General features: G+C 48.8%; 14 protein-coding genes. 5 read left to right on the plus strand and 9 right to left on the minus strand.

Translation table 11 applies throughout. The features are described 5' to 3' along the window. Positions 1-56: 56 nt before the first annotated feature. The 3 genes from P253_RS08975 to alc all read right to left on the minus strand — a co-directional run bounded on the left by P253_RS08975 (position 57) and on the right by alc (position 2,559). On the minus strand, positions 57-842 hold the full coding sequence (locus tag P253_RS08975) for a sulfite exporter TauE/SafE family protein (RefSeq protein WP_016658721.1): 786 nt from the start codon (positions 840-842) through the stop codon (positions 57-59). Positions 843-937: 95 nt separating this feature from the next. Further along, positions 938-1,447 carry an ureidoglycolate lyase gene (locus P253_RS08980; RefSeq protein WP_016658722.1) on the minus strand — a complete coding sequence of 170 codons (510 nt, stop codon included), beginning with the start codon at positions 1,445-1,447 and terminating at the stop codon, positions 938-940. 104 nt (positions 1,448-1,551) lie between these two features. After that, positions 1,552-2,559, minus strand: coding sequence for an allantoicase (gene alc, locus P253_RS08985; protein ID WP_016658723.1), 1,008 nt, complete (start codon positions 2,557-2,559; stop codon positions 1,552-1,554). 212 nt (positions 2,560-2,771) lie between these two features. Between alc and hpxO the strand changes: the two genes are divergently transcribed. Then, positions 2,772-3,929 carry an FAD-dependent urate hydroxylase HpxO gene (hpxO, locus tag P253_RS08990; protein WP_035363436.1) on the plus strand — a complete coding sequence of 386 codons (1,158 nt, stop codon included), beginning with the start codon at positions 2,772-2,774 and terminating at the stop codon, positions 3,927-3,929. Between the two features lie 35 nt (positions 3,930-3,964). Here hpxO and P253_RS08995 read toward each other — a convergent pair whose 3' ends face one another. From P253_RS08995 to puuE, 5 genes are all read right to left on the minus strand, one after another. Next, positions 3,965-4,504: a GNAT family N-acetyltransferase gene (locus P253_RS08995; RefSeq protein ID WP_016658725.1), complete on the minus strand. Its 540-nt coding sequence runs from the start codon at positions 4,502-4,504 to the stop codon at positions 3,965-3,967. Between the two features lie 98 nt (positions 4,505-4,602). Beyond that, positions 4,603-5,337 carry an outer membrane protein OmpK gene (locus P253_RS09000; protein WP_016658726.1) on the minus strand — a complete coding sequence of 245 codons (735 nt, stop codon included), beginning with the start codon at positions 5,335-5,337 and terminating at the stop codon, positions 4,603-4,605. Positions 5,338-5,438: 101 nt separating this feature from the next. Beyond that, entirely contained in the window at positions 5,439-5,765 is a 327-nt protein-coding gene (gene uraH / locus P253_RS09005; protein WP_005180851.1) for a hydroxyisourate hydrolase, read from the minus strand. Next, positions 5,762-6,265: a 2-oxo-4-hydroxy-4-carboxy-5-ureidoimidazoline decarboxylase gene (gene uraD / locus P253_RS09010; RefSeq protein WP_016658727.1), complete on the minus strand. Its 504-nt coding sequence runs from the start codon at positions 6,263-6,265 to the stop codon at positions 5,762-5,764. Before uraD ends, uraH begins: the two co-directional genes overlap by 4 nt. A 124-nt stretch (positions 6,266-6,389) precedes the next feature. After that, positions 6,390-7,364 (minus strand): allantoinase PuuE, encoded by a 975-nt coding sequence (gene puuE / locus P253_RS09015; protein ID WP_016658728.1) that lies wholly within the window; start codon positions 7,362-7,364, stop codon positions 6,390-6,392. Positions 7,365-7,611: 247 nt separating this feature from the next. On the opposite strand from puuE, the gene P253_RS09020 reads away from it, so the two are divergent. From P253_RS09020 to P253_RS09035, 4 genes are all read left to right on the plus strand, one after another. After that, on the plus strand, positions 7,612-7,974 hold the full coding sequence (locus P253_RS09020; RefSeq protein ID WP_005180845.1) for an HPF/RaiA family ribosome-associated protein: 363 nt from the start codon (positions 7,612-7,614) through the stop codon (positions 7,972-7,974). Between the two features lie 149 nt (positions 7,975-8,123). Further along, on the plus strand, positions 8,124-8,666 hold the full coding sequence (locus P253_RS09025; RefSeq protein WP_005180844.1) for a hypothetical protein: 543 nt from the start codon (positions 8,124-8,126) through the stop codon (positions 8,664-8,666). A gap of 16 nt (positions 8,667-8,682) precedes the next feature. Next, positions 8,683-9,453, plus strand: coding sequence for a transporter (locus tag P253_RS09030; RefSeq protein WP_016658729.1), 771 nt, complete (start codon positions 8,683-8,685; stop codon positions 9,451-9,453). 331 nt (positions 9,454-9,784) lie between these two features. Beyond that, positions 9,785-10,471, plus strand: a complete 687-nt coding sequence (locus P253_RS09035; RefSeq protein ID WP_005180842.1) for a glutathione S-transferase family protein — start codon at positions 9,785-9,787, stop codon at positions 10,469-10,471. A 3-nt stretch (positions 10,472-10,474) separates the two neighbouring features. On the opposite strand, the gene P253_RS09040 is transcribed toward P253_RS09035, so the two are convergent. Further along, entirely contained in the window at positions 10,475-11,665 is a 1,191-nt protein-coding gene (locus P253_RS09040; RefSeq protein WP_016658730.1) for a GGDEF domain-containing protein, read from the minus strand. Positions 11,666-11,853: the final 188 nt, after the last annotated feature.

Genomic DNA, 11,853 nt, shown 5'->3' on the forward strand with positions numbered 1-11,853 from the left:
TATTTTTCAAGCAGGGGGGCAAAGTATAAATTGATTATTTTGCAGCTAAGTGAAGATTAAACCACAAAAAAATGCGGGTTTTGACTGAGGAGTTGCACAGCTTGCCACAGGGCTGAGCCGCCGAGCACGGCCAGTAAGCTGAGAATCAGCCAGCGAAATTTCTGCTGGGAAATATGGGCACGTAACTGGCCGCCAGCCCAAACCCCGAGCAGCGACACCACGGTTAATAAGCCCAGTAAGGACCATTGTTCAGATTTAAATTGCAGCATCACCGGGTAAAGCAGCAGCAGCTGAATCAGTTTACTGACCGCAAAATTCAAGTTGCTGATCAGCACAATTTCGGTTTTGCTGTGTTCGGTACTCAGCAGGTACATCATCAGAAAGGGTGCCATGGCATTGGTGGCTCCGCCGATCACACCGGCCAGCAGACCAAACAGCAGCATGTTTTTCAGACTGGCCTGAATGCGCAGGGGCTGGCTGCGAAACTGATCCAGCACATACCATAAAATAAACAGCCCCATCAGCAGTTTGAGATAGCCATCATTTAGATGTAGCAGTAACTGCACACCGAATACACTTCCGATCAGACTGCTGATAATCAGGCCCCAATATTGACCGGAATAATAGCGCAGCGCCTGAAGAAAGCTGCGTTCGGGGTCGCTATTGAGTAAAAACAGATTCAGGATCAGGCAGGGTAATAGTACAAAGGCTACCGTGGTCGACAGCGGGTACAAGGTGGAGATGGCCGCGGTACTGACCATAGGAAAGCCGAAGCCGCTGATCCCGTGTAACAGGGCAGCAATGATACAAAAGATCAGAACCATCAGGTCGGCTTTAGACATGCGTATTTCAACGGACTGGCAGAGTACTGACTAAAACATGCACATACTGGGCTTGTAAAGGGCAAGCCGGCTTATTTTTTATACCAAATGGAGAATTAAATCTGGGCAGAAACAATCTGGATGGGTGAGTTGAATTCATATACATCGCAGTTGGGACCAGAGCCAATCCGGTCAATCACGGCAAAATCGCTGGGTGCCTCCAGCGTCAGCAGGGGATGATGCCAGGTCCCGGCGCGGTAATTCACGCCTTGTGAACCATCGCTAATAAATGCTTGAAGCTGGCTGATGTCCGGCTCATCTGTATTTAAACCCGGTGCCACCACCACCAAAAACGCTTGCCCCTGCATCGGAATAAAAGCCTGCGAGCCTTGAGGATGGCGCTCCAGCATTGCTACCTGAAACGGTATTTGGGTACTCTGGATATTGCGGAAAATACTAATGCCTGCTTGTGCTTCACCAAGAATTTCCGTCATGGCCAGCGCATGATAACGCTCGGTTTGGGCATGGTTAATATGAAAATAGTCATGTCCCTGACAGCTAATCACTTCACCAAAAGGGGCAAAATTGTCCAGGGTCAATGCTTGAATCTGAATGGTATTTTTCATGTTGTTTGAGAGTTCCAGGGCGGGTATTTTTATGGTCATCATCAACTGGTAGAGATGGAGGTCGCTGTCAGCCTGTGGAGTGGGCCAACAGCGACGCTGGTGCGTTAGTCCACCAGTGTGCCCCAGAGGCGAATCCGGCTGATACCGCCGTCGGGAATCATATTGACCCGGATATGCGAGATTTTATCGTGCTTTAAAATCTGCTCGATAAAGGAATGCACATGGTCCATCTGCATGGGCTGCGCCTCCAGTAAAAATGGCCAGAACATGCTTTGTGGAATCAGTTGCGGATCGGTGGCATCTTCAATATAGACGGCCTGAATCGACACTTCTGCCGGGTAGTTGCCCTTGAAATGGGCGGTGTCGATATCAATTTTTTCAATCTGGCCGGCCTGTCCCAAAGCCAGAATACACCAGTCAAAGCCGGGCGTGCGTCGGCGTTTGGTTTCCCAGCCATCGCCCATATTGATGCCACGACCCGGATTAATCAGATTGCGTGGATGGCCAAAGTGGGCATCGCTATAGGCAATTACCCGGCCGCCGTTTTCAAGCGCCAGTAAATCCAGTGTACCCTGATGATCTGTGGTCTGAATTTTCACCTCGCCATATACGCGAAAACGTGCCACACCGCCATCGGGGAAAATATTCAGACGCACATGGGTATAGACCGCATCAGAGCTGACTTCAAACAGATGATGCTGGCTGGGTCCCAAAATACTGTTGGCTAAAAGCGGCTGCCATTCGGCCTGCTCCAGATTACCTTGCGGCGCATAGCCGGCTTCGACACTGGCTGAAGCGGGATAGTTACCGCTAAAAAAGGTGGTATCAATATCCAGCGCCTGAATTTTGCCAGCCACACCTAACTGGACAATGGCCCAGTCATAACCGGCATGGCGCTTGCGGCGGGTTTCCCAGCCGTCCATCCATTTGCCATGATCATCAAATTTATCTTCCACAAATACTGGTGCTGCAAATTGCAGCATACGCTGCGCATCGGCAAAAAAATCATCTGAACATTCAATAACTTTTGCACCAATACGGGTATCTGCCAGGTTGGTTAGTGTTTGAAGCTGGGACGGTAGGTCAAATGTTGGTGCAATTAAAGTGGCCATAATTCTCTTCCATTTATTGTTCATTCACAGCAGGCACGGCCGTGCATCGAAATCAGGCAGTGGCGCCAGATTTGGCTTGTACAGCAGGCCTATTGCTACGGGTAGAAGCACAGCCTGTGCCAACTTCTGGCCATGCGACCCAGGCTAAGCATGAAATGGCACGTTTTTCGCTTCAGCTGTTCAGTTTTGACAGGCAAGCCTTGGGAGGAAAAATGAAAATTACAATTATTGGTGCAGGTATTGGCGGATTAACCACAGGGATTGCACTAAAAAAGTTTGGCCATGAAGTGCGTATTTATGAACAGTCCGAGCAGATTCTTCCGGTGGGCGCGGCCATTTCCCTGTGGTCCAATGGGGTGAAATGCCTGAATTACCTCGGGCTGACCGAGCAGGTGGCCGAGCTAGGCGGGCAGATGGATCATCTGGCCTATGTCGATGGCCTGAGCGGTGATGTGATGACCCAGTTCAGCCTGACGCCGTTAATTGAAGAAGTCGGGCAGCGTCCGTATCCGGTGTCGCGCGCGGAACTGCAAAATATGCTGATGGATGCATTTGGTCGTGAGCACATCTATTTAGGCAAGAAAATGGTGGCACTCCAGGAAGATGGTTCACAGGTGACGGTCAGCTTTGCTGATGGCACACAGCTACAAACCGAACTGCTGGTCGGGGCCGATGGTACCCACTCTTTAACCCGCGCCTATGTACTGGATGAAACCGTCGCGCGCCGTTATGCCGGTTATGTCAACTGGAATGGTCTGGTGGAGGTGTCCGAACAGCTGGCCCCGGCCGACCAGTGGACTACCTTTGTCGGAGAAGGCAAGCGCGCTTCCCTGATGCCGGTGGCCGATCAGCGTTTTTATTTTTTCTTTGATGTGCCGCTAGCGGCCGGACTGGAGAATGACCGCAGCCAGTATAAAACACTGTTAAAACAGTATTTTCAGGGCTGGTGTCCGCAGGTGCAGCAGCTGATAGACTCGATTGATGAACAGCGCACCAATCGCGTGGAAATTCATGATATTGAGCCTTTCGCCAATTTTTATAAAGGCCGGGTGGTGCTAGTGGGAGATGCCGCACATAGCACCACGCCAGATATTGGGCAGGGTGGTTGTCAGGCCATGGAAGATGCTATTTATCTGGCGCGTGCCTTACAAATTAATACCCTGGGTATGCAGGATGCCTTAAGCCGCTACCAGAATAAACGTAATGAGCGCGCCAATGAGCTGGTGCTGCGCGCGCGTAAACGCTGTGATGTTACGCATATGAAAGACCAGCAGGTGACGGAAGCCTGGTATGCCGAACTGCGCCAAGAGCAGGGGCCACATATCATGAAAGGCATTATCAGCAATATAGTCGGTAATCCGCTGGATTAAACTTTCTGTGCAGGATGCTTTTCAAGAAATACAGGTCAATCGGCTGGTGTTGATGCTGTCTGCTCTGGTGCTGGATCCAGAATGAGTTGCATTAGTACCAGATCACGCCATTGACCAAATTTTTTTCCAACTTGGGGCATATAGCCGCAATGCTGAAAACCTAATTGCTGATGCAAGGCCATTGAACCGCTATTGTCATGGTCAATGGCGGCCACCATCACATGAACCTGATGCGCCTGCGCATGTTGAATTAAGGCTTGCATCAACTGTTTGCCCAAACCCTGCCGGCTGAATTGACGGTCAATAAACACCGAATGTTCGACTGTATGTTTAAAACCGCTGATGCTGCGGAAGGTAGAATAATCGGCATAGCCGGCAATTTGTCCGGTGTCCAGATGTTCGGCCACCAGCAGCGGAAAATTCTGTTTTTGTAATTGCTGGAACCAGTGCTGGAAATGTGCCAGATCAAAGGGCTGTTCATTCCAGGTGTTTACATGCTGTAGCACTTCCGGGTTATAAATCGCCTGAATGGCAGCAAGATCGTGTTCGGTGGCAGGACGAAGATGAAAGCGCATAAGCAGCACATCAGGATAGGAATGAGCGCATTATCATGCCGCTGCGGGCATAAAAAAAGCAAGACCGGAGTCCTGCTTTTTTATGTCATGTAAATGACTTAGAAGTGGTATTTCACCAGCGCGCTGACATCATTCTGGTCTTTACCTTTCTGGCCATATTTGTTGTTCCATACTGAGTGTTCAATACCCACGTATAAACGTGTTTCTGGAGAAATGTGTTTACCCACATTCCATTTGTACTGAGAAGTCCAGTTTAATTCGCTGGCATGAGTATCTTCAGCTGTTGACCAGTCCAGGAAGGCATCAACCAGGAAGTCTTCATTGCCCAGTTTAAATGGTACAGCATAGGTGATGGTCATTTGATAATCATCATCTGTCGTATCATTATCAGCACGATAGAAGTTGATGTTCGCATATTGGGTATATGGAATATCTAAAGCAAAGCCAACGCCATATAAGAAGTTGTTGAACTCAGGGTTGCCACCGTGCCCTGCGTTGTGCTCCCAAGTTGTTGCGACTAACACGTCTTTCACTGGACCAAATGCCAGATTTTGACCAGTCACTTCGCCTAGGCTTAAACGTGGTGCCAATTCAAAGTAAGTTGAATCGTCATTGTTGCCATCCCATTGCTGGTCAACAAAGAAGAATACATCTGCATATTTCAGTTTAGCTGCGTATTCAGCAGTTAAGGTGGTACGGTCTTCAGTGCCTAACTCGTAGTTTTCACCATAAAGACCAGTCAAGCTAAAGTCTTGCCATACAATAGGACTCGCCTGAGTGAAGGCAGCAGCGGTTGAGAATGCACAAAGTGCAGCAAGTTGCGTAAGTTTCATAACGGTGTCTTCGTCTTCCCCAAAAAGCGTGTCAAGGATACAGGTTATTAAGCAAAAATAAAGCCAAATTTAACTTTTTATTGGCAATTTTCCGACCAAATTTAGCTGCCGCGATAGGTCGAATAGGCAAAAGGACTGATCAATAACGGGATGTGATAATGCTGTGTCGCCTCCTTAATCTGGAAGTAAATCACCACTTTAGGAAAGAAGCTGTCCAGGCCTTTTCGTTCAAAATAGGCCGCAGTATAAAACTCCAGACTATATGAGCCTTCCGGACAGTCGGCCAAAGCAAAATCGGCGGCCGTGACCCGGCCATCGGTATTGGTTTCGGCTTCGGCCAGTAACTGTTGTTGCTGGTTAAACAGTCGGATTTTCACGCCGGCAGCCGGTTGACCCAAATGGGTATCTAAAATATGGGTGCTGATCATGACTGAAGCTCCTGGCTTAAACGCAGTAAGGCAATGTCTGAAAGTTGCTGCTGCACAATGCGCTGTTCAGTGTCGGCATCATTCAGCAGGCGATACTGTAAGGCTTGCAGAATATCTTCACTGCTCAAGCCAAAGGCTTTAATCAGGAAAATAAATCCGAATTTTTTTTCATAGGCCAGATTACCCTGTAAAAGTGCCTGCTGGGTGTCGCTATTGAGCTGGACCGCGGCCTGTTCCCGGGCTGAAAATACCTGCTCCTGTGCGGTGAGTTGCTGCTGCGCCTGTTTCTCACCAATTCGAGGATGATTTGCGAGTGCGGCCTGAATCTCAGGCCAGCTCCAGTGGCTGGCCTGCTGCCGGGCAAATTCTAAAAGTTGCTCGATACTCTCAAAAGGCCGTTGTTGGGTTATAGCAGTTGCCCATGTCGGAATATGTACACATTGCTGCAAGAATTGGTGAATCTCAGCTTCAGGGGCCTGATTAAATTGATCCAGTTGCACAGTAAGGGTCTCATCATTACATTTAATTTTGTTGCTAAAAGTGCAATATCAGTGCCAAATTTCAGTGAAAAGCCAATTTTTTACTGAGATGGTTAAAGCTGCACAAGGCTGGTGCGAGTTTTCTTTATTTGACGGGTTCTGGTGCGTGATGGCGATACCAATGCGCAGCAATATCACCGCGGCGGCAAATCCAGACCTGTGGATGCGATTGAATGTAGTCTAAAAAGCATTGCAGGGCTTTAAAGCGTCCCGGGCGCCCCAAAAGACGGCAGTGCATACCAATCGAGAGCATTTTGGGTGCAGTTTCCCCTTCGGCATAGAGCACATCAAAAGCATCTTTCAGGTATTGATAAAACTGCTCGCCGCTATTAAAGCCGCTTGCAGCGGCAAATTTCATATCATTGCTGTCGAGGGTGTAGGGAATAATTAAATGCGGCCGTGACTGGCCCTGGGCATTGGTCAGCGTCTGCCAGAACGGTAAATCATCGCCATAATAATCACAGTCATACTGAATTTGCGGGAATTCGGCCAGTAACTGGCGGGTATTGGGACTGTCGCGGCCGGTATACCAGCCAATGGGTGCATGACCAAACAGGGTTTCTAAGACACTGATCGCCTGATCCATATGCTGGCGTTCAGTGGCCATATCCATACTCTGATAATGCAGCCAGCGTTGCCCATGCGAGACCACATCATAGTCGGCCTGCTGAATGGCCTCGACCACATACGGGTTCCGCGCCAGCGCCATACCGACCCCAAAAATGGTCATCGGTAACTGACGCCGCTGAAACTCCTGATGAATGCGCCAGAAACCAGCCCGCGAGCCATATTCATACATCGAATCCATCGACATATGTCTGGCTGGAAAGCTGGCCGCGCCGACAATTTCGGATAAAAACTGCTCGGAGCCGGCGTCGCCATGTTCAATATGATTTTCGCCGCCTTCCTCATAATTCAGCACAAATTGCACCGCAATACGTGCCTGATTCGGCCACTGCGGATGTGGCGGCTGGCCATGATAGCCAATTAAATCACGTGAATAAGGGGCAGAGCGGATTGAGTCAATCAGTGCCTGACCACGCAAGTAAGCAGTTGTCACAACAGGTTATCCTTTTGCTAATTTTTATCAAATATTGCTTGCATATTTTTGAGTTAGGCCCGATATTCAAAGTATAAGGACACGGTTCTGCAGACTCAAAAGTGTTCATCGTTCAATGTGGAGGGTAGCGTCCAAATTAGGTTGAAGATGTTCAATATGCTGGAAAACAGCAAGCGACAAACGTGCCAAGATAAAATAGTTTTGCACAAAAAAGATTCAGAAAACGAAAGAAAGAGAGGATGAGATTATGAATATTGAAATCCGTACAGATAAGAACATCCAAGGTAGCGAACGATTAATTAGTTACGTACGTGCAGAGCTAAGTGATGAATTTAAACGCCATAGTGAGCGTATTACCCATTTTTCCGTACATTTAAGTGATGAAAACGGGGACAAAGGCGGAGATGATGACATCAAATGTATGATTGAAGCACGCCCGGCCGGCTTGAAGCCTGTGGTGGTCAATCATCGTGGTCATAATGTCGATACCGCAATTCATGGCGCCATTGACCGTTTAAAACGTAGTCTGGAGCATGTCTTTGAGAAAAAAGAACATCCGCGTGGTGGACAGCCGGGTCGAGTTGACCTAGATACCGATGTCGACGAATAAGACAGGTATTGGCTGAAAAGCAGAAAAGCCCCAGTATCGGGGCTTTTTTTATAGCAAATTCATGCGACAAGATTACATTTCGCTTAAACAATTTTCACTGAATTGGGCATAATAGAACGAAATTGATTTGATTGAAGAGAGCTCTCTGCATGTTAACGGCACAACAACAACGCTTGGTGCAAGCCATAGAAGAACTAGATCAGGCCCAAGTGCAACAACTTTTGGCCGCGGGGCTTGATCCGAATTTTATTGATCCTGAAAAAGGCCCGGTAATTTCAGTCTGGTCCGATGGCCTGTTTCAGTGGTGGGAAGCCATTTGCGAGGCCTATGAGGCGGGCCAGCCGCACAATGAAGCACAAAAACAGCAGGATTTGGCCGTCCATATGGAAATTCTGGACGCGTTAATTCAGGCCAAGGTCAATTTGCATTTGTGGGATGCGGAAGAAGTCTATGGCCCGTTATGGGACGCCGCCAGTGCCGCCTGTGCACCTGCGGTAAAGCGCCTGCTTGAAGAAAACGTCGATCCAAACCGTAAAGATGAAGATGGCCTGACCATTTTGTCATCCATCAGTGATTTATTCTTTGATTGCGACTTTGATGAAATTAACTGGGCTGAAGCCTTGCCTGAAGAACAGCAAACCTTAGAACTGCTCCGTGCCCATGGCGCGAAAATGACCAAAGAATTGGCTTAAAATTGAGATAAACACTATGTCAGCATTGAAATTATTGGGTGTGATGGTGGCGACTGCAGTCAGCAGTCAGGTCTTTGCCGCCGAGTTTGCATTTGACCGTCCGGGTGTGGGCATGAGCACCGGAATTACGCCGGTCGGCCAGTTGGCCTGGGAGCAAGCGCTGGCCAATGCGCACTATCAGAAAACCAAAGATGACAATGGTCTGACGCAGGAAATCACTCAGCTGCACGCCGATACCTTGTTGCGTACCGGTCTGGCAGACAATCTAGAATTACAGCTGGGCTGGCAGGGTCCGGGCTGGAGCCGGGTAAAAAGTGCTGGCCAGTCGGTTGAAGAAGATGGTCTGGGGGATGTCAGCATTGGTCTGAAACATGCCATTGATTTAGATGATGAAAAACTGTCGATGGCGGTGCTGGCCGAAGCGCAGATTGCCACCGGGAATGATGGTTTTAGTGCCGAAGAGGATATTTACAGCCTTAGCTCGGCAGTGGCCTATGCCTATAATGATTTACTGACCACCTCAATTAGCATGCGTTATGAGTGGCAGGACAACAATTGGGCTTTGCAGGCAGTGCCGGGGATTCAATATCAGCTCAGTGATAAATGGGCCGGGTTCTCCGAGTTTATTTACCACAAAGCAGAAAGCCAGAAGGTGGAATATGCCTTGGGTTCAGGCCTGATTTATGCCTTAAATGCGCGTACCCAGCTGGATGCCAGTGTCGGTGTTGATTTAAATGGCGCTGATAAAAGTTATCATGCCGGTTTAGGTGTGGCCTTCCTGTTCTAAGTGCGCTCTGGTTATGGCGCTGTAGAAAGCGGGGGAGTAGAGTCTCTCGCTGACTGCTAGAGAGCTGCAACTTATTCTGCTTACGGTCTGTTCACAGGCCGTTTTTATATCTGGTTTAGCAGCAGAATTGCTACAGATCTCGACACAGGCGCTGGCAGATCACGCTATCATGATGGTGATGATCACAGCGGATAAGCGCGAGGCCTGTCCGCCCATTAAACTTTAGCTTTTAAGTCGCTTTGTATAGGCTTTGGCGCCATATCCCTTGATTTCATCAGGTGGCACTGCCCAGCGATCGTGAATATTAAAAACAACAACAGGAGGATGAGTCATGATGGAACTGTACATTGCCAACAAGAATTACTCCAGCTGGTCCATGCGGCCGTGGCTGGTCCTTACTGCTTTTGAACTGCCGTTTCGTGAAGTGCTGTTACCTTTTCCTAAAGAACGCGGCACGGGCCATTTTAAACAGGATGTACTGGCAATTAACCCGAATGGCAAGGTACCGGTCTTGGTACATGACGGGCTAATGGTCTGGGATTCACTGGCGATTTGTGAATATTTGGCCGAACAGTTTCCGGAGCGCCAGCTATGGCCGGCTGGTCGGGCACAGCGGGCTCGGGCACGCGCTTTGGCTGCTGAAATGCATAGCGGTTTTCAGGCACTGCGTAACCATTGCGGCATGAATATTCGCGCTGATCTGGCAGAAGTCGGACAGACGTTATGGGCTGAGCAACCTGATTTACGTGACGATGTAGCCCGTGTCTGTCAGATCTGGTCTGAGCGTCCGGACCCAGGCGGTTTTCTCTGTGGTGATTTCTCGATTGCTGATGCCTTTTATGCACCGGTGGTCTGGCGTTTGAAAAGCTATGCGCTGCCCGTGAATGAAGACAGCCAGTATTATATGCAGACCATGCTGCAACATCCGGCAATGCAGGCCTGGGAACAGGCCGCGAAACAGGAACAAGACTGGGTCAATTATCTGGAGCCTTATCAGTCTGAACCATCCTCTAGCTAAGTCTTAAGAGGCTGCTGGTTCCAGCGGCTGATACAGCACCACCTGATTACGGCCATAGGCTTTGGCCTGATACAGGGCCTGATCGGCCTGACTGAGCAGCTTTTCATAAGGGGTATTGTGGTGCGATAAGGCAATCCCGAAGCTGGCGGTAAAATGGATCGGCTGGTTATGTTCATCATACAGTTCAATCTGGGTGATGGCCTGCCGGCAGCGCTCGGCCACCTGTTTGGCCTGGTGCGCAGTGGCCTGTTTCAGGACCAGAATAAATTCTTCGCCACCAAAACGGCCCAGCACATCCTGCTCGCGGATATGGCCGGCCAGCACATGACAGACTTGGACCAAGGCTTCATCGCCTTTATGATGGCCATGCTCATCATTAATCTGCTTAAAATGATCCAGATCGACCAGAATCACTGCATAACTGGGTGCCTGTTTGTGGTTCAGTTGTTCCAGACACTGGTTGATACTGCGCCGGTTAAAGGTATTGGTGAGCGGATCGACCTGACTTAAATGTGCAATCAGCGCCTCCCGATAGCGCCACTGACTCAGCAGAATTTCAAACAGCACCAGGCAGGTCAGCAGAATCGGCACAATAAAAAACAGCATCGACAGCACCCAGAAGCCATTTTTATAAGGAAAGTCGGTTAATAAAAATAAAGGTGCATAGGTTAACTGGCCGAAAAAGCTTAAATAACCGCAGCTGACCAGATACAGTGTGGCCGGAATTAAGGCCGAATAGACAATTCTGCGTTCAAACAGCACCAGACCGACCGTGGGTAGACTGATATAGGTCACCATAGTGGCCGGACTCAGCACCCCGACCAGATAGCCATCGCGGCACAGACTGACCACAAAGGTGGCCACCGCAATATAGGGCATATAGCGCCGGGTCCAGTCCTGTTTGCGAAAGTAGTGGCAGATGCCAATCATGCCAATAAACACGAACAGTCCGAATAAATTAATGACCAGCTGCTGTTTTAACAAGGCCAGATTGACCCAGCGCCACAGTTCCGGGGTGAGTAATACCACACTTTTCCAGATGGCCCAGATCACGTGCATCAGGCTGCCCAGAAACAGCATCAGAATACATTTGTTTAACGTGCTCCAGTTCATCACCACTTCTTTTTCGAGTAAATAACGGGTGACTTTGTATTTAAATGTGGGCACAGCACTGTGCGCAATGCGACTTTTCATGCGTGAATCACGACCCCAAAAATGAGCGTCTAAAGTCTCATTTTTATACAATTATTTTAATAAAACCTAACATATCATGATTTTAGAGAATTGGTAATGGCTATTTTTTGTACTTTTCGGGAAAATATCGTTGCATGGGTGCAACAGTGTGTGTTGTTTAAATCACTTATTTCTATTTTAAACTGCAG

It is taken from the genome of Acinetobacter indicus CIP 110367, assembly GCF_000488255.1.
Lineage (GTDB): Bacteria > Pseudomonadota > Gammaproteobacteria > Pseudomonadales > Moraxellaceae > Acinetobacter > Acinetobacter indicus.